Here is a 25,945-nt window from a genome sequence, read left to right on the forward strand (position 1 = left end):
CCGGATCACCGCGGCGGGTTCGGCGCGGCGCAACCGGACCGGTGACGCGGCATCGGTGAGGTCCACGCCGTTGTGCTGCGGGCCGATGCCGAGCGCGGAGGTCAGCCTGGCCGGGCCCTGGGCGAGCTGGTCATCGCGGCGCGCCGCCTCGCGGCGCCCGCGTGCCAGCTCGACGCCTTCGACGATCTCGGCCGCGCGGACGAGCACCGCGCCCGGCTCGCCGTCCTCGCGCCCGACGACGTTGGCGCAGAAGTGCATGCCGTAGACGAAGTACACGTACAGGTGACCCGCTGGCCCCCACATCACCTGGTTCCGCGGCGTCCTGCCCCGGTAGCAGTGCGAAGCCGGGTCGTCCTCACCCCGGTAGGCCTCGACCTCGGTGAGCTTCGCGGCGACCGTGCCGTCCGGGCTCTCGCATTCCAGCACCGACCCGAGCAGACCCGCCGCCAGGTCGAGCGGGTCGAGCGCCAGTTCGTCCCTGGTGAACAGCCGATCCGCCACTACTCCCCCAGCTCCAGCCTGCCGCCGTCGGGAAGGCCGAGCACGGCCGTCACACCAGCCGGACCTCGCTCGACCGGGACGTCGGAACCGAGCGCGCGCAGCACCTCGGCAACGCGGTCCGGGTCAGGATGGGCCAGCGCGAACGACTCGAGCGCGGCCCCTTTCGCCGCGCTCCCGGAAGGATGCGCCGAGGAACCCCAGTCGATCAGGAACGGCAGCACCCCGCCCGCGTTGTCCGGCGGGAACGCGAGCCGCCAGCGCAGCAGCACGCCGTCCGGGCGTTCGCGTGCCATCTCGCCCGGGGTGCCCGCGTCGTGTCCGGCCCCGGCGGCATCGGCGATCGCGGCGTCGAGGTCCGTGGTCCGCGCGGCCCAGGTCACCAGGCGCGGCCCGGCGAGCGAGTCGATGCCGAAGGGCCGCGGCGCACCGGGTTCGTCCTGGCCGGGATCCGGTCCGACCACTTCGAGGTAGGCCCCGGCACCGAGGCCGCCGAGGAAGTTCCGGGTGCCCATGCCGACGTGCGGCCCGCCCGGCGACAGCGGCACTCCGCTCGCCCGCAGCGCGGCGACCGTCGCGTCGAGATCGGGGGTCGCGTAGATCAGGTGGTCGAGTTCGATGCCCACCGCTCCTGTCTACCCGACGAACGCGTCAGGCCGATCGTGGCCCGCTAGATTCGGTCCCATGACCGGTATTCCTCGCCTTCCCGGACTGACACTGGCCGACGCCGACTGGCTCGCGCAGGCGGCGTTGGACGTCGGCGCCGAACGCGGCTTCCCGCCACTGGCGGTGGCCGTGATCGATGTCGCGGGCGAAGTGATCGTCCTGCGGCGCGCCGACGGCGGCATGCCGATGACCAGCAGGATCGCCGTGGCCAAGGCCCGCACCGCGCTGGTGGCGTTGCAACCGTCGAGAGCGCTCGGTGAGCTGCCGTCCCAGATCACCGACAGCATCCAGCACCTGTACGACAGCGATTTCGTGCCTCGGGCGGGCGGAATCCTCGTCACCGGCGGCGACGTGGCCCTCGGCGCCGCCGCCGCTTCGGGTGCCCACGGCGACGAGGACGAGGAGGCCGTGCTGGTCGCCGTCGAACGGTGGCGGACGCACCTGTCCGAAGGGACCGCTCAGCCGTCGGCCCACTCCCGGTAGGCGGCCACCTTGGCGACGAGCCGCTCCCGTTGTTCGGCGACGCGGACCGGCGCGGTGCCGCCCTTCGCGTCACGCGATCGGACCGAGCCTTCGACGGTGAGCACGGTCCGCACCTCGGGCGTCAGCGCGGGGTTGATCTTCTCGAACTCCTCGTCGGTCAGCTCGTCGAGCCCGACGCCGCGCGCCTCGGCGACGCGCACGCTCTCCCCCGCCGCCTCGTGCGCGACGCGGAACGGAACCCCTTGGCGCACCAGCCATTCCGCGATGTCGGTGGCGAGGGTGAACCCGGCGGGGGCCAGCTCGGCGAGCCGCTCGGTGTGGAAGGTCAGCGTGCCGATCATGCCCGCTATCGCGGGGAAGAGGAGTTCGAGCTGCTCGACGGAGTCGAACACCGGCTCCTTGTCCTCCTGCAGATCCCGGTTGTAGGCCAGCGGCTGCGCCTTCAACGTGGCCAGCAGCCCGGTGAGGTTGCCGACCAGCCGCCCCGACTTGCCCCTGGTCAGCTCCGCGACGTCGGGGTTCTTCTTCTGCGGCATGATCGAGCTGCCGGTCGCCCACGCGTCGTCGAGCGTTACGTAGCCGAATTCGGCGGTGTTCCAGATGATCACCTCTTCGGCGATCCGGGACAGGTTCACGCCCAGCATCGCGACGGCGAACGCGAACTCGGCGACGAAGTCGCGGGAGGCGGTGCCGTCGATCGAGTTCTCCACGCTGGTCTCGAAGCCGAGCTCGGCCGCGACGGCTTCCGGGTCGAGACCGAGCGAGGACCCGGCGAGCGCGCCGGAACCGTACGGCGACTCCGCGGTGCGCGCGTCCCAGTCCCGCAGCCTGCCGACGTCCCGCAGCAGTCCTTGCCCGTGCGCGAGGAGGTGGTGCGCGAGCAGCACCGGCTGCGCGTGCTGCAGGTGCGTGCGGCCGGGCAGGATGGCCTCGGGGTGCCGTTTCGCTTGGGAGACAAGGGCATCGACGACATCGAGCGTCCCCGCGACGACGCGCCGCGCGGCGTCACGCAACCACATACGGAACAGGGTGGCGACCTGGTCGTTGCGCGAGCGGCCCGCGCGCAGCTTGCCGCCGAGTTCGGTGCCCGCGCGCTCCAGCAGGCCGCGTTCCAACGCCGTGTGGACGTCCTCGTCGGCGATCGTCGGGGTGAACGCCCCGGAGGCGACGTCCTCGGCGAGCGTGTCGAGCGCCGCGTGCATCCCGGTGAGCTCTTCGTCGGTGAGCAGGCCCGCGTCGCGCAGCACCCTGGCGTGCGCACGCGATCCGGCGATGTCGTACGGCGCGAGGCGCCAGTCGAAATGGGTCGACGCGCTCAGCGCCGCCATGGCCTCCGCCGGTCCGCTGGCGAACCGGCCGCCCCACAGCTGCACCGGCTGCTCTTTCCCGCTCACGATCTTCCCTTTGCTCGTCGTGGGAGGTGCGCGCGGCCGTGTGCCGCGCGCACCCTCGTCATCAGTTCTTCTTGAGGTCCCGCTTGGCGGCGATCTTGCTCGGCAGGCCCCAGAGCTGGACGAAACCCTTCGCCAGCGACTGGTCGAAGGTGTCGCCCTCGTCGTAGGTGGCCAGGTTGAAGTCGTACAGCGACTCCTCGCTGCGCCGCCCGTTGACCACCGCGGTCCCGCCGTGCAGCACCATCCGGATCTCCCCGGTCACGTGCTCCTGCGAGGACTGGATGAAGGTGTCCAGCGCGTCCTTCAGCGGCGAGAACCACAGGCCGTCGTACACCAGCTCGCCCCACCGCTGGTCGACCGTCCGCTTGAAGCGCGCCAGATCGCGCTCCACCGTGACGTTTTCCAGCTCCTGGTGCGCGGTGATCAGCGCGATCGCGCCCGGCGCCTCGTAGATCTCGCGGCTCTTGATCCCGACGAGCCGGTCCTCGACCATGTCGAGCCTGCCGACGCCCTGCGCGCCCGCCCTGCGGTTGAGCTGCTGGATCGCCTCCAGCACGGTGACGGTCTCGCCGTCGATCGCGACCGGGACGCCCTTGTCGAAGGTGATGACCACCTCGTCCGGCGCCTGGAAGTTGACCGTGGGGTCCTCGGTGTAGGAGTAGACGTCCTTGGTCGGCGCGTTCCACAGGTCCTCGAGGAACCCGGTCTCGACCGCGCGGCCCCACACGTTCTGGTCGATCGAGAACGGCGACTTCTTCGTCACGTCGATCGGCAGGTTGCGCTCCTCGGCGTACTGGATCGCCTTCTCGCGCGTCCAGGCGAAGTCCCGCACCGGGGCGATCACCTTGAGATCGGGCGCGAGCGCGCCGATGCCGACCTCGAAGCGCACCTGGTCGTTGCCCTTGCCGGTGCAGCCGTGCGCGACGGTGGAGGCGCCGTGGTACTTGGCCGCCTCGGCGAGGTGCTTGACGATCACCGGCCGCGAAAGCGCCGACACCAGCGGGTAGCGGTCCATGTAGAGCGCGTTCGCCTGCAGCGCGGGCAGGCAGTACTGGTCCGCGAACTCCGCGCGGGCGTCCGCGACGACGGCTTCCACCGCACCGCAGTCGAGCGCGCGCTTCCGGATGGTCTCCAGGTCCTCGCCGCCCTGGCCGAGGTCGACGGCCACGGCCACCACCTCGGCGCCGGTCTCCTCCGCGATCCAGCCGATCCCCACGGAGGTGTCCAGCCCGCCCGAATAGGCGAGCACGATCCGCTCAGTCACCGTTGTTCTCCTCACTACCGTTCAGGTCCAAAGTAGACGCTCGCTGCGCCAGTGCGGCGAACCGCTGTGCCAGGTCCATTCCCGACAGCGGCTCCCTGGCGATCACCGCGATCGTGTCGTCGCCGGCGATCGAGCCGACGACCTCGGCCAGCGCCGCTTTGTCGATGGCGCTGGCCAGGAACTGCGCCGCACCGGGCGGCGTGCGCAGCACCGTGAGATTTCCCGACGCGTCGACCGAGACGAGCAGCTCTTCGAGCAGCTTCGACAGTCGCGTGGTGCCGCCCTGGACACCTCGCACCGGGCTCCCGTCCTCCGGGATCACGTACACCGGAGCACCGGAGTCCGCACCCCGCAACTTCACCGCACCCAATTCGTCCAGATCCCTCGAAAGGGTCGCCTGGTGCACCTCGATCCCTTCCTCGGCCAGGAGGTTCATCAGCTCCGTCTGGCTCCGGATGGCCATCGTGGACACCAGCTCGGCGATCCTGGCCTTGCGGGCGGCCCTGCTGATCATCGTCGCGCGGCCTCCATCAGCCAGACGAGCAATGCCTTCTGCGCGTGCAGGCGGTTCTCCGCCTCGTCCCACACCGCGCTGGCCGGCCCGTCGAGCACCTCGTCGGTGATCTCCCAGCCGCGGTGGGCCGGCAGGCAGTGCAGCACGATCGCGCCGGGCGCGGCCCGCTCCAGCAGCGCCGCGTTCACCTGCAGCGCGCGGAACGGGCCCACCCTGTCCTTGCCGTCGTTCTCCTGCCCCATCGAGGTCCAGGTGTCGGTGACCAGCACGTCGGTGCCGTCCACGGCCTCGTGCGGGTCGATCAGGACGGTGGTGCTGCCGCCGGTGTCCGAAGCGCGCTTCTTGGCGTCCAGCATGACGCCCTGATCCGGCTGGAAGCCCTCCGGCGACACCACCCTGACGTGCATGCCCGCCGTGGTTCCGGCGAGCAGCAGCGAATGCGCCATGTTGTTCGCGCCGTCGCCGAGGTAGGTCAGGGTCAGCCCGGCGAGCTTTCCCTTGCGCTCGCGGATGGTCTGGAGGTCGGTGAGCGCCTGGCACGGGTGGAACTCGTCGGTCAGCGCGTTGACCACCGGGATCGCCGACACCGACGCCATCGCGTCCATGCGCGCCTGCGCGAAGGTCCGCCACACCACGGCGTCGACGTACCGCGAGAGCACCCGCGAGGTGTCCTCGATGGTCTCTTCGCGACCGAGCTGCATGGCGCGGCCGTCCACGATCACCGAGTGGCCGCCGAGCTGCGAAATGCCTACGTCGAAGGACAAACGGGTGCGGGTCGAGTTCTTCTCGAAGATCGCCGCGACCGATTTCCCTTGCAGCGCTTGGGATTTGAACGGTTCGGCCTTCAGCTCGTCGGCGAGGTCGAGCACGGCGAGCTGCTCTTCCGGCGTCAGATCGTCGTCCCGGAGGAAGTGGCGGGGCATCAGACGTCCTTCGTGGTGGAGTCGAGCGCGGCGGGCAGCGCGGCGAGGAACTCGCCCGCCTCCCCCGCGCTCAGGATCAGTGGGGGTGCCAGCCGGATGGTGTCCGGCGCGACCGGGTTCACCAGGAACCCCGCTTCCTGCGCGGCCTTGGCGACGGCCGCCGACACGTTCTCGCGCAACGCGATACCGAGCAGCAGACCTGCGCCGCGGACCCCGGCGACGAGCGGGTGGTCCAGCTCCTCGACCCCGGCGGTGATGTCCTTGCCGAGCGCCGCGACGCGCTCGTTGAGGCCGTCCCGGCGGATCGCCCTGAGCACCGCGAGCCCCGCCGCGCAGCACACCGGGTTACCGCCGAAGGTGGTGCCGTGCTGGCCGGGCTTGAACAGGTCCGCCGCCTCGCCGACGCCGATCACGGCGCCCAGCGGCAGCCCGCCGCCGAGGCCCTTCGCCAGCGTGATGACGTCCGGTTCGACCCCGGCGCGCTGGAAGGCGAACCAGGCGCCGGTGCGGCCGATCCCGGTCTGCACCTCGTCCAGCACGAGCAGCGCGCCAGCCCGCTTGGTGATCTCCCGTGCCGCGTGCAGGTACCCGTCCGGCGCGGGTATGACGCCGCCTTCCCCGAGCACGGGTTCCAGCACGACCGCCGCGGTCTCGCCGTCGACCACCGCGCGCAGGGCGTCGATGTCACCGAAGGGCACGTGCGTGACACCCGGCACGAGCGGTTCGAAGGGGGTCTTCTTGCCCGGCTGCCCGGTCAGCGACAGCGCGCCCATCGTGCGGCCGTGGAACGCACCCTCGCAGGCGACGATCTTCGTGCGGCCGGTGAGCCTGCTGATCTTGAACGCGGCTTCGTTCGCCTCCGCGCCCGAGTTGACGAAGAGGACCTTGCCGTTGCCCGCGAACCCGGCGACGTCGAGCAGCGCCTCGGCCAGTTCGACGGTGACCGGGTTGACGTAGAGGTTGGAAGTGTGGCCGAGGCCCGCGATCTGCTCCGAGACCGCGCGGACCACGTCGGGATGGGCGTGCCCGAGCGCGTTCACCGCGATCCCGCCGACCAGGTCGAGGTAGCGCGTGCCGTCGGCGTCCCACACGTGCGCGCCCTCGCCGCGGACCAGCGCCAGCCCCGGGGTGCCGTAGTTGTCCATCAGCGCGGACCGCCAGCGCTGCTGAGCATCCACATTGGACTCGAACTCGCTCACGATGTCCCCTTCTCCGGCAGCACCATGGTGCCGATCCCCTGCGAGGTGAACACTTCCAGCAGTACCGAGTGCGCCAGCCTGCCGTCGATCACGTGCGCCCGCCGTACGCCGCCCCTGACCGCGCGCACGCACGCCTCCATCTTCGGGATCATCCCGCTGGCCAGCCCCGGCAGCAGTTGCTCGAGCCGGTCCACCCTGATCCGGTCGATCAGCGAGGAGCGATCCGGCCAGTTCGCGTAGAGCCCTTCGACATCGGTCAGCACGACCAGCTTCTCGGCGTCCAGCGCGGCGGCGAGCGCGCCCGCCGCGGTGTCCGCGTTCACGTTGTGCACCACGCCGTCCGCGTCCGGGGCGACGGTGGAGACCACCGGGATCCGGCCCGCGTTCACGATGTCGAGCACCGCGTCCGGGTTGACCTCGGCCACCTCGCCGACCAGCCCGATGTCCACCAGCTCACCGTCCACAGTGGCCTGTTTGCGCTCGGCGGTGAACAGCCCCGCGTCCTCACCGGAGATGCCCACCGCGTACGGGCCGTGCGCGTTGACCAGGCCGACCAGCTCGCGGCCGACCTGGCCCACCAGCACCATCCGCACGATGTCCATGGTCTCCGGGGTGGTCACCCGCAGGCCGCCCTTGAACTCGCCGGCGAGGCCGAGCCGGTCCAGCATCGCGGTGATCTGCGGCCCGCCGCCGTGCACCACCACCGGGTGCAGGCCAGCCAGCCGCAGGAACACCATGTCCTGCGCGAAGGCCCGCTTCAGGTCGTCGTCGATCATCGCGTTGCCGCCGTACTTGACCACCACGGTGGCACCGGTGAAGCGCTGCAGCCACGGCAGCGCCTCGACGAGCACCTCGGCCTTCTCGGCCGCGGTGGCGAGCCTGCGGTCGGCGCTGATCAAGGATTCGGGCGGGGTCACGACGAGTACGCGCTGTTCTCTTCGACGTAGCCGTGCGAGAGGTCCGTCGTGTAGACGGTCGTCCCGGCCTCGCCGAGGCCGAGGTCGATCACGATCTCGACGGCCCGCCCGGACAGGTCGGCCTCGGACCGGTCCGCGGCCGTAGTGCCCTTGGCGAACAAGGTGATCCCGTTGATCGCGATGGACACCAGATCGGGGTCGATCCGCGCGGCGGCCCTGCCGAGCGCCATCGCGATCCGGCCCCAGTTCGGGTCCGAGCCGAACAGCGCGGTCTTCACCAGGTTGTCCTCGGCGACCGTGCGCGCGACGGCGATCGCGTCATCGGTGCTCTCGGCGCCGGTGACGACGACGTCGACGTCCTTGGTCGCGCCCTCGGCGTCGGCGCGCAACTGGAGCACCAGGTCGAGGGCGACCGCGGTGAGCGCTTCGGTGAGCGCCGCCTCGTCGGGACGGATCCCGCTCGCCCCGGAAGCGAGCACGAGCACGGTGTCGTTCGTGGACGTGCCGCCGTCGACGTCGAGCCGGTCGAAGGTGACGGCGGTGGCCGCGCGCAGCGCCCTGTCGAGCACCTCCGGTTCGACCTCGGCGTCCGTGGTCAGCACCGACAGCATCGTGGCGAGGTTGGGTGCGAGCATGCCCGCGCCCTTCGCGAACCCGCCGACGCGCCAGCCGCCCGGATGCTCGGCGGCGGCCTGCTTCGGCACCGAGTCGGTCGTCATCACCGCGGTGGCCGCGTCGAGACCCGCACCGGCCGAACCCGCCAGCGCGGCGGCCACACTGTCCACACCGGACAGGAGGGCGGGCATCGGGAGCCGCTCCCCGATCAGCCCGGTGGAGCACACCGCGACCTCGATCGCGCCGGACCCGAGCACTTCGGCGACCTTCTCGGCGGTGGCGTGCGCGTCCTGGAAGCCACCGGGCCCGGTGGCCGCGTTGGCACCACCGGAGTTCAGCACGACCGCGCGGAGCCTGCGCTGCTTGAGGACCTCCTGCGACCACAGCACCGGCGCGGCCTTCACCACGTTGCGGGTGAACACGCCCGCCGCGGCGTCGCGCGGGCCGTCGTTGACCACCAGCGCGAGGTCGAGCACGCCGGAGGCCTTGATCCCGGCCGCGACACCCGCGGCGCGGAACCCGGCGGGCACGGTGACACCGGCATCGCGCCGCACGGGCACGGTCATGGCGCTACTCCCACGGTCGAGAGCCCGGTCTCCTCGGGGAGGCCGAGCGCGAAGTTCATGGACTGCACCGCGCCACCCGCGGTGCCCTTCGTCAGGTTGTCGATCGCGGCGACGGCGACGAGCCGCCCCGCGTCGGTGTCGGCCGCCACCTGGAGCTGGACGTTGTTGGAGCCGAGGGTGGCCGCGGTGGCGGGCCAGCTCCCCTCGGGCAGCAGCTGGACGAACGGTTCGCCGGCATAGGCCTTTTCGTAGGCGGCCCTGATCGCGGCACCGTCCACACCGGACTTCAGCGGCGCGCTCGCGGTGGTCAGGATCCCGCGCGGCATCGGCGCCAGTACCGGCGTGAACGACACGGTGACCGGTGCTCCGGCCACCGCGCCGAGGTTCTGCGCGAATTCCGGGGTGTGCCGGTGCGCGCCGGCGACGCCGTACGCGCGCGCCGAACCCATAACCTCCGAGCCGAGCAGGTTCGCCTTGAGGCTGCGCCCCGCACCGGAGGTGCCGGTGACCGCGACGACGGTGACCTCGGGCTCGACGAGCCCGGCACCGAACGCGGGGGCGAGCGCCAGCGACCCGCCGGTCGGGAAGCAACCCGGCACGGCGACCCGCTTGGTGCCGGCCAGCTTCTCGCGCGCGCCGGGGAGCTCGGGCAGCCCGTACGGCCACTGCCCCGCGTGGTCACCGCCGTACCAGCGCTGCCAATCGGCGGCACTGGCGAGGCGGTGGTCCGCGCCGAGGTCGATCACCAGCACGTCCGGCCCGAGCCGCGCGGCGATCTCCGCGGAGTGCCCGTGGGGCAGCGCGAGGAACACGACCTCGTGCCCGCCGAGCGTCTCCGGCGTCGTCTCCGCCAGCACGCGGTCCGCCAGCGGGGCGAGCTGCGGCTGGTGGGCGCCGAGCGGCGTGCCCGCGCTGCTGGCCGCCGTCAGCGCGCCGATCTCCGCCTCGGGATGACCGAGCAGCAGGCGCAGGAGCTCACCACCCGCGTACCCGCTCGCGCCCGCGATCGCGATCTTCACCGTCATGCGAATAATTATGCATGCCCATGCAAACCTAAGCAATCGGGTATTCGCAAGGCGGGTGCGGATCACACCGGCGGCCGCGATCCGGGTGCGCCCGGCCGCCGGGAGGCGGCCGGGCCCGGCCTCACCAGGGTTCGGCGTCCTCCTCCGCTCGTTTGCTCGGCGGGCGCGGCAGGTACTCGCCGACGCGCTCGGGATCGCAGCCGACCCTGGGCAGGCGCGCCCTGATCCCGCCCGGCGTGCGCCCCAGTTCCGCGGCGATCTCCGCGACCCCCTCGCCCGCCAGCCAGCGGCGTTCGAGATCGGCGTCGAGCTCCGCGGTCCACGGGCGGCCCCGCGACGCGGCGGACGGCCGTGTTCTTCGGCCGCCACCCGCCATTCCGCCGTGCGCGAGCAAGGTCTCGGCCAGCAGCGCCGCGACCGCGGGCACCTCGGCGGTATCGGTCTCGAACCCGCCGTCGGCGACCGGCTCGCCCCGCTCGCCGACACCGCACACCTTGATGGAGGTGCGCGCCGGAGTGCCCGATTCCGCGGCCGGCGTGGTGGTCAGCTGGATGGAGTACGTGATGTTGTTCCGCGTCCGGATCTCGGTCCGGTGCTCTTCGATGATGTTCATGACGGCAAGCTAGCGCGCCGTGCCGACAGTTTCGCTCACCCACCGCGTCCGGGGCACTGCGCTCGGCGAACTGTCGGTCCCCGCGCCTACCGTTCTCCGGAGTTCGTGACTGCGAGGGGGACGGTATGACGGAGCGGGAGTTCTGGCGGGTGATCGGCACCGCCCGGCGCGGGAGCGCGCGCCGCGGCAGCGTGGCCGATCTGAACCGCCAGCTGGGCACGCCGGAAAGCGCGCTGCGCGTGCGCGGGCTCGAACGGCTGCTGGAAGAGCGCGAGGTCCGCGAAGTGCTCGCGTTCCACCGCACGCTCGCCGCGGTGCACCGGCGCGCCTACCGGTGGGATCTCTGGACCGCGTTCGGGATCGCGCTCGGCGGGGTCGACCGCTGGCAGTTCCGGGACGCGGTGTCGTGGCTGCTCCTGCGCGGGCGGCGCGCGTACCGGCGCGCACTGGCCGAGCCGGACGTGCTGGCCCGCTGGGACGTCGACGACGCGGAGATCGCGAGCGCCGGCGCGGTGACGACCGTCGCGCACCGGGTGCTCGATCCGGCGGACACCCGCAACCTGGCCGCGACGATCGGCGGCATCGATCCGCCGGACCGCCCGTGGGGCTACCTCACCGAAGCGGACTTTCCCTTGCTGCGGCGGCGTTTTCCCCGGCTCACCGCCCGTCACCTTCCCGGCGGGTCCTGCCGCTTCGACGGCGCGCTGTTCCACGAACGGCCGTTCGCGTGGAAGGCGTGGCGGTGAACCGGCGCCGGACAGACCGGTGCCCCGGCCTCGACGAGACCGGGGCACCGGGCGCGGGGAGCGCGGAATCAGGCGTGTGCGGCCTGCGCCGTCAGCACGGCGCGCAGCTCCGCGGGCTGCTTGCCCGCGCCCTTGGCGCCGTTGTCGGCCTTGGCCGACGGCGAGCCCTCCGGTTCCGGCGCCGGTACCGCGGGGCACTCGACGTCGGGCCCGTTGCCCGCCTTGCGCACGGGCAGCTTGCCGGAGCTGAGGTACTCCGCCACCCGGTCGTCGACGCACGAGACACCGGACAGCGAACCGGCGTGCGTGGTGCCGCCGGGCGCGCCGATCAGGCTCGAGTTCGGGAACCGCTTGCGGACCTCGATGCTGCCGGCGAACGGGGTCGCCGCGTCCAGTTCCTCGCTGATCAGCAGGGCACCGGGCACCTTGGCGCCGTTGATCTCGACCGGCTTGCCGGACTTGGCCGGCCAGGTCACGCACGGCGCGTTGTACCAGGCGTTGCCCCAGGTCTCGAACGGCGCGCGGAAGTGGGTCAGCCAGTTGTCGATGCGCCACTTGTTCCAGTTCTGCGGCCACTGGACGTCCGAGCACTGCACCGCGCTGTAGACCGCGTAGCCGTTGTCGTCACCGGGCGGGTTCGAGTCGTCGTAGAGCCCCTTCAGGGTCTGCCAGTCGCCCTTGTGCACCCAGCCGGAGAAGGCGTTCGCCATGTCCACCCAGCCGAACACGTAGTACCCGGCCTGCAGGAAGATGTCGGTCCACTCGTCGGAGCCGATCACCCCGCCCGCGGGCTTCGCGTCCAGCTTCTTCTTCTCCGCGTACCAGAGCCGCTCCACGGCGTCGCCGGTCTTGCCGAGGTGGTAGACGTCGTCGTGCTTGGCGAGCCAGTCGAAGTAGATCTTGATGTTCTTGTCGAACGCCACGTCCTGGTCGAGGTTCGCCTGGTACCAGACCTTGCGCGGGTCGACGTTCCCGTCGAGCACCATGCGGCGCACGTTCTTCGGGTACAGCGTGCTGTACACCTGGCCGAGGTAGGTGCCGTAGGAGAAGCCGTAGAAGTTGATCTGCTGCTCGCCGAGGGACTTCCGGATGCTGTCCATGTCCTTGGCGACGTCGGTGGTCTTGATGTGGTCGAGCAGCGCGCCGTTCTTGGCGCACGCCTTCGCGTAGCCCGCGGCCTTGTCCCGCCACACCTTTTCGAGCTGCGGCGTGACCGGCAGGTAGTCCGGCCGGTCGTAGGCGAAGTAGTTCTTGTCGCAGGTGAGCGCGGGCTTGCTGGAGCCGACGCCGCGCGGGTCGAAGCCGATCCAGTCGTAGGCTTCGCCCGCCTTGTTCGGCACCGAGGCGCCCAGCGTCGCCAGGCCGAGCCCGGACCCGCCGGGGCCGCCGGGGTTGACCAGCATGATGCCCTGCGACTGCGGCGTCTTGTGCTTGATGCGCGACACCGCGATCGAGGCCTTCGCCCCGTCAGGCTGCTGGTAGTCGAGCGGTACGTCGAGGAAACCGCATTCCGCGCCCGCCTTCTTCAGGCGGTCGCTCTGGCACGGCCCCCAGCTGATCGAGGCCGGCTTGAACTCGGGCGCCGCGGCGGGAGCCGCGGTGGCGGAGGGAACCATCAGGAGACCACCGGCGACCACACCGGCTGCCGCGGCTGCGGCGGCGAATCGTTTCACTTTGTCTCTTTTCGTCGACCCGTGTCGCGTATCGGCAGCAGAAACTACCAACACTGGCGAACAATCTCGCCGAACGACGCGAATTTCACCAGCCATCTTTCGTTGGTATTCGGTTTGCTCCTCCTCGCTCACGCGCCGCGACCGAACGCCGCGCCCTGCCGCGGCGGCCGCGCCCGCACCGTCCCGAAAGGACCTGACCATGACCGGTTCCACCTCGTTGATCGCCGACGTGAAGGCGGGGCTGGCCGAATTGGCCGATCCGGTGAAAGCCCCCGAGATGCGGCGGTACATGAAATCCGAGATGCCGTTTCGCGGTGTACCCAAACCGGCACGCAGCGCATTCGCGAAGCACCTCTTCGCCGCGAATCCGTTCTCCGATCGGGGGATATTCACGGAAACAGTTCGCGCACTGTGGCGGCAGGCCGAATTCCGGGAGGAGCGCTACCTCGCGATCGACCTTTCGGGGCACCGGCCCTACCGGCGGTGGCAGGACGCGGGACTGCTGGGGCTGTACCGGGAGATGATCGTGACCGGGGCGTGGTGGGACTACGTCGACGAGATCGCCATCCGGCGGGTCGGCCCGATCCTGCGCGCGGACCGCGCCGCGGTCACCCCGATGATGCTCGACTGGGCGGCGGGCGAGGACCGATGGCTCCGCCGCTCCGCGGTGATCTGCCAGGTGGGCGCGAAGGACGACACGGACACGGAACTGCTCACCGCGGCGGTCGAAGCCACGCTCGCCGACAAGGACTTCTTCCTGCGCAAGGGCATCGGATGGGCGTTGCGGGACTACTCGAGGACCGCACCGGACTGGGTGCGCGACTTCGTCTCGGCCCACCGCGGTCCCGCTGGCCTGTCCCCGCTTTCGGTGCGCGAAGCGATGAAGCACCTCAGCTGACGGCGAAGCCGCTGACCCGGCGAGGTGGCCCGGTCAGCGGCTTCGCGGTCGAGCTGTCAGGCCCGGAGCGCGGCGGCGAAGCGATCCGCCGCGGCGGCCACCGCGGCGTCGCGGGCCGCGGTCGCCTCGTCCGCCTTCAGCGTGCGGTCCGGCGCGCGGAACCGGAGCTTGTAGGCCAGCGAGCGCTTCCCTTCGCCGAGCTGCTCGCCCGTGTAGACGTCGAAGAGCGAGACGTCCTCGAGCAGGTCGCCGCCGCCCTGGGCGAGCACGTCGGCGAGCTCGGCCGCGGGCACCGATTCGTCCACCACGAGCGCGACGTCCACCAGCACGGGCGGGTAGGCCGACAGCGAAGGCGCCGGCCTGCGGTCGGTCTGCGGGATCGCGTCCAGGTCGAGTTCCATCGCGACGGCCCGCTTCGGCAGGCCGAGCGCCTCGACGACCTTCGGGTGCAGTTCACCCGCGTGCCCGATGGGCCAGTCGCCCACCCGGAGCTGGGCGCAGCGGCCAGGGTGCCACGGCAGCAGGTCCGCGGTGTGCGTGGTCAGCTCGACCCCGGAGGCCGCCGCCACGATCCGCGCGGCCTCGATCGCGTCCGCCCAGGTCGCCTGCTCCCCTTCGCCCCACCATCCGGCGCGGCGGAGCTGCCCGCTGATCACCACGGCCACGTGCTTCGGCTGCGCGGGCACGGCCGCTTCGAGCGCCGCGAGTTCTTCGTCGCTCGGGCGCGCGGACACGGCGGGGTCCGGGACGGCCACCGCGGACTCCGGCGGCAGCACCACCTGTCCGATGTGGAACAGCGCGACGTCCTTCGCCCCGCGGGCGAGGTTGCGCTGCAAGGTTTCCAGCAGACCCGGCAGCAGCGAGGAGGCGAGCTGGTTCTTGTCCGCGTCGAGCGGGTTGAGCACCGCGACGGTCCGGCGCCGGACATCGTCCTCCGGCAGGGCGAGGTCGTCCCACACCGACGGCGCGACGAACGGGAACGGCAGCACCTCGGCGTATCCGGCCTCGGCCAGTGCCCTGGCGACCGAACGCTGGCGGCGCTGCGCCTCGGTGAGACCGCGACCGGCGGGCGCCGCGGGCAGGGTCGAGGGAATGCTGTCGTACCCCTCGAGCCGCAGCACCTCTTCGACGAGATCGGCTGGCTGCGCCAGGTCGGCGCGCCAGCTCGGCGGGTAGGCGGTGACCATCGCGACGCCGTGGTCGCTGGTGCTCACCGCGACCCGGCAGCCGATCTGGCCCAGCCTGCGCGCGGTGACGCCGCGCTCGTAGCGCACGCCCGCGACCTGGTCCGGGAGGTTGATCGGCATGGTGACCGGCGGGTTCGGCTCGACCTGGCCCTCGTCGGTCCGCCCCGGCTGGATGCTGCCGTCGCCGTACTGGCGCAGCAGCTTCGCCGCCAGCTCGACCGCGGCGGGGCACAGCTGCGGGTCGGTGAACCGCTCGAACCGCTTGGCCGCCTCGGAGAACAGCTTGTGCCGCCGTGCGGTCCGGCTGATCGACGCCGGGTCCCAGTGCGCGGCCTCGAGCAGCACGTCGGTGCTCGCCTCGCCGATCTCGGTGCCCGCACCGCCCATGGTGCCCGCGAGCGAGACGGCGCCGGTGTCGTCGGCGATCACCACGTCGTCCGGGTCGAGCGCGCGCTCGACATCGTCCAAAGTGGTCAGTTTCTCGCCCGGCTTCGCCCTGCGCACCACCAGATCGCCCTTGACCGAAGCGGTGTCCCAGGCGTGCAGCGGGTGCCCGAGTTCGAGCATCACGTAGTTGGTGACGTCGACGGCGAGCGAGATGGACCGGATCCCGGCGAGCATCAGCCTGCGCCGGATCCACCACGGCGACGGCGCGCCCGCGTCCAGTCCCTTCACCCGCCGCATCACGAAGCGGCGGCAGCCGGTGGTGTCCTCGATGCGCACCGGCCACGCGTCGCCCTCGGCCTCGGGGATCTCCAGGTGGGCCGGGTCGCCGAAGGGCACGTCGAGCGCGTTCGACAGCTCGCGGGCCAGCCCCCGGATCGACAGCGCGTAGCCGCGGTCGGGGCTGGGGGTCAGCTCGAGCACCGTGTCGGTGAGCTGGAGCAGCTCGTTCGCGTCGTCACCGGGGCTCGCGGTGCCGGGCGAGAGCACCAGGATGCCGCTGTGGTCGTCGCCGATGCCGAGCTCGCGCACCGAGCAGATCATGCCTTCGCTGAGGCGGCCGTAGGTCTTGCGCGACCCGATCTCGAACCCGCCCGGCAGCACCGCGCCCGGCAGCGCCACCACCACGAGGTCGCCCTCGGCGAAGTTCGAGGCACCGCAGATGATCCCGCGCGTGCGGATCCCGGCGAGGCCGGAACCCTCGTCGCCTTCGCCCTCTTCGGCTTCGGCCTCGGCGGAGGTGTCCTCGCCGACCTCGACCCGGCAGAACCGGATCGGCTTCTTGAACTCGGTCAGCTCCTCGATCTCGGCCACCCTGCCGACCACCAGCGGACCGGTGACCGGTTCGAGCGCCTGGACGTCGTCGACCTCGATCCCGATCCGGACGAAGGCCGCCACCAGTTCATCCGGTCCGACCGACTCGTCGAGTTCGAGGTGTTCGGTCAGCCAGCTCACGGGGACGCGCACTCAGGCCTCCGTTCCGAAGGGAAGGGTGAAGCGGATGTCGCCCTCGACCATGTCGCGCATGTCGGGGATGCCGTTGCGGAACTGCAGGGTGCGTTCGAGCCCCATGCCGAACGCGAAGCCGGAGTACACCTCCGGGTCGACGCCGCAGGCGCGCAGCACGTTGGGGTTGACCATGCCGCAGCCGCCCCATTCGACCCAGCCTGGCCCGCCCTTCTTCTCCTCGAACCACACGTCCACCTCGGCGGACGGCTCGGTGAACGGGAAGAAGTGGGGGCGCAGCCGCGTCTTCGACGATTCGCCGAACATGGCACGGGCGAACGCGTCCAGGGTGCCCTTGAGGTGGGCCATCGTGATGCCCTTGTCCACGGCGAGGCCCTCGACCTGGTGGAACACCGGGGTGTGGGTGCTGTCCAGCTCGTCGGTGCGGAAGGTGCGGCCGGGGCAGACCACGTACACCGGCGGCTCGCGGTGCAGCAGCGTCCTCGCCTGCACCGGCGAGGTGTGCGTGCGCAGCACCAGCCCGGAGTCCTCAGGCGCCATGTAGAAGGTGTCCTGCAGCTGCCGGGCCGGGTGGTCCTTGCCGAAGTTCAACGCGTCGAAGTTGAACCACTCGGCCTCGACCTCGGGGCCCTCGGCGACCTCGTAGCCCATCGCGACGAAGACGTCGGCGACCCGCTCGGCCACCGCCGCGACGGGGTGCCGCGCCCCGCGCGGGACCCGGTCCCACGGCAGGCTGACATCGACGGACTCTTCGCGGAGCGCGCGCTCGTCGCGCTCGGCCTGCAGCACGGCACGGCGGTCGTCGAAGGCGCCCTGGATCGCTTGGCGCGCTTCGTTCACCCGCTTGCCCGCGTCCGCCTTCTCTGCCTTCGGCAGCGCGCCGATCTCGCGGCGCGCGAGCATCAGCGGCGCGTTGTCCCCGAGATGGGCGGGCTTGACCTTCGCCAGCTCGTCGAGGTCCGCGGCGCCCGCGAACTCGGCTTCGGCGTTCTTGATCGCGGCACGCAGGGTCTCTGGCGCGAGCACACCGGCCTGGTTCGCGTCCTGGGATTCGTTGGCTCCGGACATAGCTCCTCGGCGTCCGCTGTGACGGGGTTTTCGCGGCTTCACGCGGGCGGGGTAGCCCGTGCAGGATCGCCTGACGATTCTAGGCGACCGGCCCTCGACCACTGTCGGTCACCCTCGCCGGGTCCACCCCCGGCGGCGCGTGACGGGCCGCCATCGCGCTGCCGTAGAGGCACACCGCGGCGGCCGTGGCGAGGTTGAGACTCTCCGCGCGGCCGTAGATGGGGATGCGCACGCCGAGGTCGGCGGCGGCGAGCACCTCGTCGCCGAGCCCGTGCGCTTCGTTGCCGAAGACCCACACGGTGGGCACCGACAGGTCCACCTCGGTGAGATCCGCGGCGGCGTAGCCGTGCGCGGCGAGGATCTGGAACCCGGACTCGCGGCAGGCCGCCAGCACGGACGCGGTGTCCCTGCTCCGCGCGAGGGGGAGGTGGAACAGGCTGCCCGCGGAGGCGCGGACGCACTTGCCGTTGTGCGGGTCGACGCTCGTGCCCGCCAGCACGACGGCGGCAGCGCCCGCGGCGTCGGCGACGCGGATCACGGTGCCCGCGTTGCCGGGGTCGGACACGCCGTCGAGCACGGCGACGAGCCCGGAAGCACTCGCCAGCACCGTCTCAAGTGGACGATCGACGAGCGAGCAGACCGCGACAACACCTTGCGGGGTCACGGTTTCCGCGAGCGCGGTGGCCGCCCTGTCGGTGACCGGCGAGACGGGCACCCCGAGTTCGCGAGCCCGTGCGACGAGATCGGGGTACTGCGCGGCCGCGCGCTCGGTGGCGAACAGTTCGTGCACGAAACCCGGCTCGCCGCCGGCGCGGGAAAGCGCCTCGGAGACGGCGTTCGTGCCCTCCGCCAGGAACCGGCCCGCCTTCTCGCGGTCGGCCCTGCGCGTAAGGCGCCGCGCAGCGACAACCCGGGGGGTCCGTTCGGTGAACGGATCCGCCCCGGGTTGTCCGAGCGCGTCGTGGGCCACGCCGGTGATCAGGCCGACTTCTTCTCTTCGCCGGTCGTCACGTTCTGCTTCGCCAGCTCCGCGAGCGCGGTGAAGGCGGCGGCGTCGTTGACGGCGAGGTCGGCGAGGATCTTGCGGTCGACCTCGACACCGGCGGCCTTGATGCCCTGGATGAACCGGTTGTAGGTGACGCCGTTGGCGCGGGCCGCCGCGTTGATGCGGGTGATCCACAGCTGGCGGAAGTCACCCTTGCGGGCACGGCGGTCCCGGTAGGCGTAGTTGAGCGAGTGGAGCGTCTGCTCCTTGGCCTTGCGGTACAGCCGCGAACGCTGGCCGCGGTAGCCGCTGGCCAGTTCGAGAGTTGCGCGACGCTTCTTCTGGGCGTTGACCGCCCGCTTGACGCGTGCCACGGGTCCATCCTGTCGATCTCAGGGGGCGAGGGAACACCCCGGTGGTTACTACAAGTCTGAAACGGTCAGCGCCCGAGCAGGCGCTTCACGCGAGGCACGTCGTTGGTGGCGACCTCGGTGGTGCCCTCGAGCCTGCGGGTGACCTTGCTGGCCTTCTTCTCCATCAGGTGGCGGCGGCCCGCCTTCTGACGGCGCAGCTTGCCACTGCCGGTGACGCGGATCCGCTTGGACGTCCCGCTGTGCGTCTTCATCTTGGGCATAGTTGTCCTCTTTCATGCGGCGGCACCCGGGATCCCGGGTGCCGCTGACTGCTGCGTCGGGTGGCCGGCGTCAGGACTCGACGGGTTCCTGTGTCGCCTTCGGCTTCGCCTTCAGGTTCTTGTGCGGCGCCAGCACCATGATCATGTTGCGGCCGTCCTGCTTCGGCGACGACTCGACGAAGCCGAGTTCGGTCACGTCGTCCGCGAGCTTCTGCAGCAGGCGGAACCCGAGCTCGGGACGGGACTGCTCGCGCCCTCGGAACATGATGGTCACCTTGACCTTGTTGCCGGCCGCGAGGAAGCGGGACACGTGGCCCTTCTTCGTCTCGTAGTCGTGCTGGTCGATCTTGGGACGCAGCTTCTGTTCCTTGATGACGGTGAGCTGCTGGTTCCGGCGAGACTCACGCGCCTTCTGCGCGCTTTCGTACTTGAACTTGCCGAAGTCCATGAGCTTGCACACCGGCGGCCGCGCCTGGGGGGCGACCTCGACGAGGTCGAGATCCGCTTCCTGGGCGAGCCGGAGCGCGTCTTCGATGCGGACGATGCCGACCTGCTCACCATTGGGTCCGACGAGGCGGACCTCGGGAACGCGGATGCGCTCGTTGATGCGCGTCTCGGAGCTGATGGGGCCTCCTTGGTCCGAGGAATACTGTCTGCACGCACCCTTCCCCGTGGAAAGGTGCTCTCGTTTCTCGACCTGGTGCCCACATACCGCGGGCCCCGACGCGAGCACGGGATGCTCGCACGCGGGGCCCAGTTTCCGATCACGACCGGGTGCGATGACCCGGGCGCTTCGCCCGATGCGCTTCGGCATGACCGACGCCCACCGTGGTGGCGAGACCGGACCCGGCCACCTCGGGCGGTGACTCGGGTGGGAGCGGGGCTCCACTTGCGGCCCCCGATTGCTCAGGGGCTGGTCGCACGTGGAAGGGTACCAGACGTGTCAGAGAACGCTTTTACCCAGCCCGAAAATTCCGCCGGGGGCGCCGAGCCGCCGGTTCGCGAACTCGAGGACATCCCCAGTGTAGAGGTGATCAGCCGGGCCGCGGTGATGCTGATGTCGGCGGCCGCGGAGCGCCTCGGCCTCGCCGACGAGGACCCGGACTCGAGTCCCCGGCGCGATCTCGACGAGGCACGCCGCCTGATCACCGCGCTGGCCGGGCTGGTCACGTCCTCCGCCGAGTACCTCGGCCTGCACGCGGGCCCGCTGCGCGACGGCCTGCAGTCGCTGCAGAAGGCGTTCCGCGAGGCCTCCGCGGTACCCGACGAACCGGGCAAGGGCCCCGGCGAGAAGTACACCGGCCCCGTCTACTGACCCCCCTCCCCCGGCGGATCTCCCTTCCCCCGGGGCTCGACTTCAACTAACATTTCAGATGTGAGTTCCCTTCAGCCGGTGCCCCGCACCCTGCTGCGCGACGAGGCGTACGAACGGATCCGCGCCGCCATCGTCCGCGGTGAACTGCCCCCGGGAGAGCCGCTGCGCGACGGCGCGCTGGCCGCCGAGCTGGGACTCTCCCGCGCGCCGGTGCGGCAGGCGCTGACCAGGCTCGTCGCCGAAGGGCTCGCCGAGTCGAAGCCGCAGAGCTACACGCGGGTGGCGCCCGCGGTCAGCGACGACGTCCGCGACGCGCTGCACCTGGTGCGCGCACTGCACGAGTTCGCGGTCCGCACCGCGCTGCCGAGGCTGGGCGCGACCGAGATCGCCGGGATGCGTGCCGCGAACGCCGAGTTCGCTTCGGCGGTCGCCGCCGGGGACGTGGCCGCCGCGATCGCCGCCGACGACGAGCTGCACGGCATCCCGGTCCGCGCGTGCGGCAACCGCGCCGTCGCGGACACCCTCGCCCGCTACACGCCGCTGCTGCGCAGGCTGGAGCGGACGCGGTTCGCCAGCCTGCCCGCGCAGCGGTCGGTGCGCAGGCACGACGAGCTGATCGAGGCGATCGCTTCCGCCGACGCGGCGGAGGCGGCACGCGTCGCCGGAGAGATCTGGGCGGAGCTGGAACCGTTGCTGGACACCGAAAAAGGAGCGTCATGACCGCACTCGCCGCGTTCGAGCGGTACCCGCTGCTGTTCGGCCCGTCCCCGGTGCACCCGCTGGCGAAGCTGAGCGAACACCTCGGCGGCGCGGAGGTGTGGGCGAAGCGCGAGGACGTCAACTCGCCGCTCGCGTTCGGCGGGAACAAGACGCGCAAGCTCGAATACCTCATCGCCGACGCGCTGGCGACCGGGGCGGACACGCTGGTGTCGATCGGCGGTGTGCAGTCGAACCACACCCGCCAGGTCGCGGCCGCCGCGGCGCGTGCGGGCCTGAAGGCGGTGCTGGTGCAGGAACGCTGGGTCGACCGCGACGACGGCGAGTACGGCGAGGTCGGGAACCTCCAGCTGTCCCGGATGCTCGGCGCCGAGATCAGGACGAACGACGCCGCGTTCGACATCGGGTACAAGCGGGGCTGGGAGGAGGCGATCGCCGACGTCGAACGGACCGGCGGGCGTCCCTACGCGATCCCGGCGGGCGCCTCCGATCACCGGCTCGGCGGGCTCGGCTTCGCCAACTGGATCTTCGAGCTGGAGGCGCAGGAACGGGAACTGGGCATCTTCTTCGACACCGTCGTGGTGTGCTCGGTGACCGGCAGCACCCAGGCCGGGATGGTCGCGGGCGCCGCACTGTCGGGAAAGGACAGAAGGATCCTCGGTGTCGACGCCTCGGCGCGGCCCGAGCGGACGCGGGCACAGGTCGCGAGGATCGCCGACGCCACCGCGAAACTGATCGGGGTCGCGCACGGCGTCGAAGAGTCCGATGTGGAACTCGACGAGCGGTACCACGCTGGCACCTACGGCGTCCCCGACGAGTCCACAATGGACGCCATGCGGACGCTCGCGCGAACCGAGGGCGTGATCACGGACCCGGTGTACGAAGGGAAGTCCGCGGCGGCGCTGCTCGATCTCGTGGCACGGCGCGAGATCGAGCCGGGTTCGAAGGTGCTCTACGCCCATCTGGGCGGGCAACCCGCATTGAGCGCCTACCGCGAACTCCCCTTCTGAAACGTCAGTCGCCCACTACGGCGAGGACGTCGATCTCGACCAGGAGCGGGGCGGGAAGGCCGACGTACACCGTGGTGCGGGCCGAGTACGGCTCGGACACCAGCGTGTTGTAGACCTCGTTGAACTCGGCGAAGTGCGCGGTGTCGGTCAGGTACACGCGCACCATGATCGCGTCGTCGATGCTCGCGCCCGCCTCGGCGAGGATGGCCTCGATGTTCTTGAACGTCTGCCGCGTCTGGTCGGCGACGTTCTCGCCGACGACGTCGCCCGTCTTCGGGTCGAACGCGACCTGGCCTGCCACCTGCACGAGGTTGCCCTTGCGGACCGCCTGCGAGAACGCGGCGACCGGCTTGGGGGCCGCCTCCGTGCTGATCGCGACCTTAGCCATCGTCATCCCCTTTCACTGCTGCTGTTGATATCGACACTGCGCTGTTTCGTCCAGCCGTTGGCGGCGGACGCCTCTTCCGCCGCGGCGACGAGATCGGGTACCAGGGCGAGCAGCCCCTCGAAGTCCAGCAGGACCTTCGGCACCGAGACCGACACCGCGGCCTCCACGCCACCGAGTGCGCCGCGGATCGGGGCCGCGACGCAGTGGATGAAGTCTTCGTGCTCGGCGTTGTCCACCGCGTACCCGCGCTCGGCGACGAGGTCGAGTTCCGCGAGGTAGGCCTTCGCCGAGGTGATGGTGTTGCCGGTCTTCGCCTCGTAGTCGAGGGATTCGGCTAGTTCCGCGCGGCGGGCCGGCGCCAGGTCGGCGGCCAGCACCTTGCCGACGGCGGTGCAGTGCAGCGGTGCGCGCTTGCCGACGCGCGAGTACATCCGCACCGAGTGGCGGCCCTCGTACTTGTCGATGTAGACGACTTCGCCGTCCTCGAAGCTGGCCAGGTGCACGGTGTGCCCGGTGCGGTCGTTGAGGGCGGCCAGCGCGGGCCCGGCCGCCTTGCGGACGTCGCGGTCTTCGAGCGCCTGGTTCGCCAGGTCGAACAGCGCGCTGCCGAGCCGGTAGTGGCGGGTTCCTTCGCGCAGCACGAAGTGGTGCGATTCGAGCGTGCGCAGCAGGCGCAGCACCGTGGACTTGTGCACGCCGGCGGATTCGGCGAGCTGGTCGAGCGTCTTGGCCCCGGTGGCGAGCCGGGTCATCAGGGTCAGCGCGCGGTCGAGGCTCTGGCTCACCGGCGCACCATCCCGTCCCCGGTCAGCCGCGCCGCTCCCCAGGTTTCGTCGTCGGCGCCGATGAGGCCGGCGACGATCCACGAGGGCAGCGGCGGGGCGACGTCGTCGTGGGTGCGCAGGGTGACGGCGGCTTGGAGGTGCCCGCTGCGCAGGCGGGTCCTCGGGTCGTCGCCGCGCAGGGTGGCGGCGAGGAACCCGGCGGCGAAGGCGTCACCGGCGCCGACGGGTTCGACGACGTCGACGGACAGGGCGGGGGCGAACACGGCTTCGGAGTCTGTTCCGTCGGCGCCGCGTTCGACGAGGGTGGCGCCGCGTTCGCCGTGCTTGATCACGAGCGTGGGCGGGTCCGGCAGGAGCGCGCGCAGCCCGGCCGGGTCGCCGACGCCCCAGACGGCGGCGGCTTCGTCGTCACCGACGAGCACGACATCGGCGAGGTTGGCGAATTCGGCGAGCACGGCGGGATCGCGGTCCTGCCAGAGGCGGGGCCGCCAGTTGACGTCGAACGAGATCCGTGCGGTGCCCCTCGGCGCGGTGAGGAGCGCGCGGACGAGTTCGCGGCAGCTCTCCGAGAGCGCCGCGGTGATCCCGCTGAGGTGGATGAAATCGGCACCGGCGAGATCGAGTTCGGCGACCAGGTCCGGGCCCATCGCCGAGGCGGCCGACCCGGTGCGGTAGTAGCGGACGGGGCTGCCCTGCGCGCCGCTTTCCTTGACGTAGAGCCCGGTCGGGCGCGCCGGGTCGATCGCGACCGCGCGCACGTCGACCCCGGCGGCGCCGATCTCGTCGCGCAGCGCGCGGCCGAACGGGTCGTCGCCGACGGCGCTGACCCACGCGCTGCGCACGCCGAGCGCCGCGAGGTTGCAGGCCACATTGGACTCGGCGCCGCCGATCGTCCGCTTCCACGTGCGGACCTCGTGCGGGGGGCCGGGTTCGGCGGGCACGAACAGCGCCATCGACTCCCCGATACACAGCACCTTTGGCACATCCGCCCCTTCAGCTCAGCGTTGACCGGCCATTGACCAGCCACAGGCCGGATGCTACACCTATGGCACTCAAAATGCGCAACATGCGTTGCACCTCACGCAACGGAGCTGAGCCTGTGTCTTCCCCCCGGTTTTCCCCGCCGTCCCGCACCGCGGGCGCGATCGATCACGCGGCGGTCGGCGCGATCTCCGACGAGCTGCTCGACTGGCGGTTCAAATCGGTGCCCGACGCGCTGTGGGGACTCTCCCTGACCGAGGCCGCCCGGCGGAACCCCCGTTTGTTCGAATCCGCGCCCGGCGCGGGTGACGGTTTCGTCGGCCCGTTCGCGGTGCTCGACGACGAAGCGGTCGAGCACAACCTGCGCACGCTCGCGGACTGGTGCGCGCGGCACGGCGTCGTGCTGGCCCCGCACGGGAAGACGACGATGGCGCCGCAGCTGTTCGCACGCCAGCTCGACCACGGCTCGTGGGGCATCACCGCGGCGAACACCGGGCAGCTGCGGGTGTACCGCGCGTTCGGCGTGTCCCGCGTGGTGCTGGCGAACCAGCTGCTCGACCCGGCCGGGCTGCGCTGGCTGGCCGCGGAACTGGACCGCGACGCCGAATTCGACTTCACCTGCTGGGTCGATTCGGTGCGCGGGGTCGAGCTGATGACCGAGGCGCTGACGGCTGCGGGCGCGCGGCGGCAGGTCGACGTGCTCGTCGAGCTGGGCGGGGACCACGGGCGCACCGGCGCGCGCGACGACGAGGCCGCGCTGGCGATCGCCGAGGCCGCGCGCCGGAGCCCCGCGGTGCGGCTGGCCGGTGTCGGCGGGTACGAGGGCGCGCTCGCCCACGACTCATCGGAGGCCGCGCGGCGCACCGTGGACGCCTACCTCGACCGCGTGCGCGCGTTCACGATCTTCCTTGCCCGGCAAGGGTTCTTCGACGGCCGGATCATGGTGACCGCGGGCGGCAGCGCCTACTTCGACCAGGTCGCCGCCGGGATCGCCACCGGCTGGCCGGACGACCTCGAGGTGCTGCCGGTGCTGCGCAGCGGCGCGTACGTGACCCACGACGACGGCTTCTACCGCGGGATCTCGCCGCTGGGCGGCACGCCGCGGATCGACGACGCCGCACCGCTGCGACCCGCGCTGCGGGTGTGGGCGCAGGTGACCTCGCGGCCGACCGACCGGCTGGCGCTGCTCACGATGGGCAAGCGGGACGCGTCGTTCGACGAGGGCCTGCCCGAGCCGCAGGTGCTGCGGCGTCCCGGTGCGGCACCGTTACCCCTCGACGGGCACGAGGTGACCGCGATGAACGACCAGCACGCGTTCCTGAAACTGCCGGAGTCCTCCCCCGTCGAGGTCGGTGACTGGGTCGGGCTCGGCCTTTCGCACCCGTGCACGGTGTTCGACAAGTGGCCGCTGCTGCCGCTCGTCGCCGCCGACGGCGAGACCGTCACCGGCTTCGTCCGCACCTACTTCTAG

28 protein-coding genes (1 of these 28 only partly in view) are annotated in these 25,945 nt (G+C 71.4%); 7 read left to right on the top strand and 21 right to left on the bottom strand.

The genetic code is table 11. The annotated features are described in order from the left end of the window. Positions 1 to 501, bottom strand: partial view of a DNA-3-methyladenine glycosylase gene (locus HUW46_RS02635; protein ID WP_215545734.1) — the 5' portion only. It extends 129 nt beyond the left edge of the window; the window shows 501 of its 630 coding nt (coding positions 1-501); the start codon lies at positions 499 to 501; its stop codon lies beyond the left edge, outside the window. Next, positions 501 to 1,124, bottom strand: a complete 624-nt coding sequence (locus HUW46_RS02640; protein WP_331477218.1) for a VOC family protein — start codon at positions 1,122 to 1,124, stop codon at positions 501 to 503. The genes HUW46_RS02635 and HUW46_RS02640 overlap by 1 nt, the downstream gene beginning before the upstream one ends. Before the next feature lie 58 nt (positions 1,125 to 1,182). On the opposite strand from HUW46_RS02640, the gene HUW46_RS02645 reads away from it, so the two are divergent. Continuing rightward, the gene (locus tag HUW46_RS02645; RefSeq protein ID WP_254125751.1) at positions 1,183 to 1,647 is read left to right on the top strand and encodes a GlcG/HbpS family heme-binding protein; all 465 of its coding nucleotides are present in this window, start codon (positions 1,183 to 1,185) and stop codon (positions 1,645 to 1,647) included. Here the strand turns inward: HUW46_RS02645 and argH are convergent. From argH to HUW46_RS02690, 9 genes are all read right to left on the bottom strand, one after another. Next, positions 1,623 to 3,041 carry an argininosuccinate lyase gene (gene argH / locus HUW46_RS02650; RefSeq protein ID WP_215545735.1) on the bottom strand — a complete coding sequence of 473 codons (1,419 nt, stop codon included), beginning with the start codon at positions 3,039 to 3,041 and terminating at the stop codon, positions 1,623 to 1,625. The genes HUW46_RS02645 and argH overlap by 25 nt on opposite strands. A gap of 61 nt (positions 3,042 to 3,102) precedes the next feature. After that, positions 3,103 to 4,305, bottom strand: coding sequence for an argininosuccinate synthase (locus HUW46_RS02655; RefSeq protein ID WP_215545736.1), 1,203 nt, complete (start codon positions 4,303 to 4,305; stop codon positions 3,103 to 3,105). Next, positions 4,298 to 4,819 (bottom strand): arginine repressor, encoded by a 522-nt coding sequence (locus tag HUW46_RS02660; protein WP_215545737.1) that lies wholly within the window; start codon positions 4,817 to 4,819, stop codon positions 4,298 to 4,300. The genes HUW46_RS02655 and HUW46_RS02660 overlap by 8 nt, the downstream gene beginning before the upstream one ends. Then, positions 4,816 to 5,742 (bottom strand): ornithine carbamoyltransferase, encoded by a 927-nt coding sequence (argF, locus tag HUW46_RS02665; RefSeq protein ID WP_215545738.1) that lies wholly within the window; start codon positions 5,740 to 5,742, stop codon positions 4,816 to 4,818. Before argF ends, HUW46_RS02660 begins: the two co-directional genes overlap by 4 nt. After that, the gene (locus HUW46_RS02670; protein WP_215545739.1) at positions 5,742 to 6,941 is read right to left on the bottom strand and encodes an acetylornithine transaminase; all 1,200 of its coding nucleotides are present in this window, start codon (positions 6,939 to 6,941) and stop codon (positions 5,742 to 5,744) included. The genes argF and HUW46_RS02670 overlap by 1 nt, the downstream gene beginning before the upstream one ends. Then, positions 6,938 to 7,858: an acetylglutamate kinase gene (argB, locus tag HUW46_RS02675; RefSeq protein WP_215545740.1), complete on the bottom strand. Its 921-nt coding sequence runs from the start codon at positions 7,856 to 7,858 to the stop codon at positions 6,938 to 6,940. The genes HUW46_RS02670 and argB overlap by 4 nt, the downstream gene beginning before the upstream one ends. Beyond that, the gene (argJ, locus tag HUW46_RS02680) at positions 7,855 to 9,039 is read right to left on the bottom strand and encodes a bifunctional glutamate N-acetyltransferase/amino-acid acetyltransferase ArgJ (RefSeq protein ID WP_215545741.1); all 1,185 of its coding nucleotides are present in this window, start codon (positions 9,037 to 9,039) and stop codon (positions 7,855 to 7,857) included. Before argJ ends, argB begins: the two co-directional genes overlap by 4 nt. Continuing rightward, positions 9,036 to 10,064, bottom strand: a complete 1,029-nt coding sequence (argC, locus tag HUW46_RS02685; RefSeq protein ID WP_215545742.1) for an N-acetyl-gamma-glutamyl-phosphate reductase — start codon at positions 10,062 to 10,064, stop codon at positions 9,036 to 9,038. The genes argJ and argC overlap by 4 nt, the downstream gene beginning before the upstream one ends. A 121-nt stretch (positions 10,065 to 10,185) precedes the next feature. Continuing rightward, a complete protein-coding gene (locus tag HUW46_RS02690) occupies positions 10,186 to 10,677 on the bottom strand; it encodes a helix-turn-helix domain containing protein (RefSeq protein ID WP_215545743.1) in 492 nt (163 codons plus the stop codon). A 125-nt stretch (positions 10,678 to 10,802) separates the two neighbouring features. Between HUW46_RS02690 and HUW46_RS02695 the strand changes: the two genes are divergently transcribed. Next, the gene (locus HUW46_RS02695; RefSeq protein WP_215545744.1) at positions 10,803 to 11,423 is read left to right on the top strand and encodes a DUF4240 domain-containing protein; all 621 of its coding nucleotides are present in this window, start codon (positions 10,803 to 10,805) and stop codon (positions 11,421 to 11,423) included. Positions 11,424 to 11,491: 68 nt separating this feature from the next. Here HUW46_RS02695 and HUW46_RS02700 read toward each other — a convergent pair whose 3' ends face one another. Further along, positions 11,492 to 13,096 carry an alpha/beta hydrolase gene (locus HUW46_RS02700; RefSeq protein ID WP_215545745.1) on the bottom strand — a complete coding sequence of 535 codons (1,605 nt, stop codon included), beginning with the start codon at positions 13,094 to 13,096 and terminating at the stop codon, positions 11,492 to 11,494. A 199-nt stretch (positions 13,097 to 13,295) separates the two neighbouring features. On the opposite strand from HUW46_RS02700, the gene HUW46_RS02705 reads away from it, so the two are divergent. Further along, entirely contained in the window at positions 13,296 to 13,994 is a 699-nt protein-coding gene (locus tag HUW46_RS02705; RefSeq protein WP_215545746.1) for a DNA alkylation repair protein, read from the top strand. 56 nt (positions 13,995 to 14,050) lie between these two features. Here HUW46_RS02705 and pheT read toward each other — a convergent pair whose 3' ends face one another. The 6 genes from pheT to infC all read right to left on the bottom strand — a co-directional run bounded on the left by pheT (position 14,051) and on the right by infC (position 19,903). Beyond that, entirely contained in the window at positions 14,051 to 16,591 is a 2,541-nt protein-coding gene (pheT, locus tag HUW46_RS02710) for a phenylalanine--tRNA ligase subunit beta (protein ID WP_215545747.1), read from the bottom strand. Next, a complete protein-coding gene (pheS, locus tag HUW46_RS02715) occupies positions 16,592 to 17,659 on the bottom strand; it encodes a phenylalanine--tRNA ligase subunit alpha (protein WP_215545748.1) in 1,068 nt (355 codons plus the stop codon). It abuts the gene before it with no gap. A gap of 79 nt (positions 17,660 to 17,738) precedes the next feature. Further along, a complete protein-coding gene (locus HUW46_RS02720; protein WP_215545749.1) occupies positions 17,739 to 18,629 on the bottom strand; it encodes a TrmH family RNA methyltransferase in 891 nt (296 codons plus the stop codon). Positions 18,630 to 18,637: 8 nt separating this feature from the next. Beyond that, positions 18,638 to 19,018 carry a 50S ribosomal protein L20 gene (gene rplT, locus HUW46_RS02725; protein ID WP_215545750.1) on the bottom strand — a complete coding sequence of 127 codons (381 nt, stop codon included), beginning with the start codon at positions 19,016 to 19,018 and terminating at the stop codon, positions 18,638 to 18,640. A 65-nt stretch (positions 19,019 to 19,083) separates the two neighbouring features. Further along, positions 19,084 to 19,278, bottom strand: a complete 195-nt coding sequence (rpmI, locus tag HUW46_RS02730; RefSeq protein WP_215545751.1) for a 50S ribosomal protein L35 — start codon at positions 19,276 to 19,278, stop codon at positions 19,084 to 19,086. A gap of 70 nt (positions 19,279 to 19,348) precedes the next feature. Continuing rightward, positions 19,349 to 19,903 carry a translation initiation factor IF-3 gene (gene infC / locus HUW46_RS02735; RefSeq protein ID WP_215549637.1) on the bottom strand — a complete coding sequence of 185 codons (555 nt, stop codon included), beginning with the start codon at positions 19,901 to 19,903 and terminating at the stop codon, positions 19,349 to 19,351. Positions 19,904 to 20,218: 315 nt separating this feature from the next. On the opposite strand from infC, the gene HUW46_RS02740 reads away from it, so the two are divergent. From HUW46_RS02740 to HUW46_RS02750, 3 genes are read left to right on the top strand one after another with little or no spacing between them, the layout of a single operon-like run. Next, complete coding sequence (locus tag HUW46_RS02740; protein WP_215545752.1) at positions 20,219 to 20,593, top strand: DUF1844 domain-containing protein; 375 nt, start codon at positions 20,219 to 20,221, stop codon at positions 20,591 to 20,593. Between the two features lie 60 nt (positions 20,594 to 20,653). After that, the gene (locus HUW46_RS02745) at positions 20,654 to 21,313 is read left to right on the top strand and encodes a GntR family transcriptional regulator (RefSeq protein ID WP_254125754.1); all 660 of its coding nucleotides are present in this window, start codon (positions 20,654 to 20,656) and stop codon (positions 21,311 to 21,313) included. Further along, complete coding sequence (locus tag HUW46_RS02750) at positions 21,310 to 22,320, top strand: 1-aminocyclopropane-1-carboxylate deaminase (protein WP_215545753.1); 1,011 nt, start codon at positions 21,310 to 21,312, stop codon at positions 22,318 to 22,320. Before HUW46_RS02745 ends, HUW46_RS02750 begins: the two co-directional genes overlap by 4 nt. 4 nt (positions 22,321 to 22,324) lie before the next feature. On the opposite strand, the gene HUW46_RS02755 is transcribed toward HUW46_RS02750, so the two are convergent. The 3 genes from HUW46_RS02755 to HUW46_RS02765 are packed head-to-tail and all read right to left on the bottom strand — an operon-like array spanning position 22,325 to position 24,467. Continuing rightward, positions 22,325 to 22,708: a RidA family protein gene (locus HUW46_RS02755; RefSeq protein ID WP_215545754.1), complete on the bottom strand. Its 384-nt coding sequence runs from the start codon at positions 22,706 to 22,708 to the stop codon at positions 22,325 to 22,327. A gap of 2 nt (positions 22,709 to 22,710) precedes the next feature. After that, positions 22,711 to 23,493 carry an IclR family transcriptional regulator gene (locus HUW46_RS02760; RefSeq protein ID WP_215545755.1) on the bottom strand — a complete coding sequence of 261 codons (783 nt, stop codon included), beginning with the start codon at positions 23,491 to 23,493 and terminating at the stop codon, positions 22,711 to 22,713. Then, complete coding sequence (locus tag HUW46_RS02765; protein ID WP_256451449.1) at positions 23,490 to 24,467, bottom strand: sugar kinase; 978 nt, start codon at positions 24,465 to 24,467, stop codon at positions 23,490 to 23,492. The genes HUW46_RS02760 and HUW46_RS02765 overlap by 4 nt, the downstream gene beginning before the upstream one ends. Before the next feature lie 125 nt (positions 24,468 to 24,592). Here HUW46_RS02765 and HUW46_RS02770 point away from each other — a divergent pair, with 125 nt between their 5' ends. Next, positions 24,593 to 25,945 carry an amino acid deaminase gene (locus HUW46_RS02770; RefSeq protein WP_254125756.1) on the top strand — a complete coding sequence of 451 codons (1,353 nt, stop codon included), beginning with the start codon at positions 24,593 to 24,595 and terminating at the stop codon, positions 25,943 to 25,945.

The sequence above is a fragment of the Amycolatopsis sp. CA-230715 genome, from assembly GCF_018736145.1.
In the GTDB taxonomy this organism is placed as follows: Bacteria; Actinomycetota; Actinomycetes; order Mycobacteriales; family Pseudonocardiaceae; genus Amycolatopsis.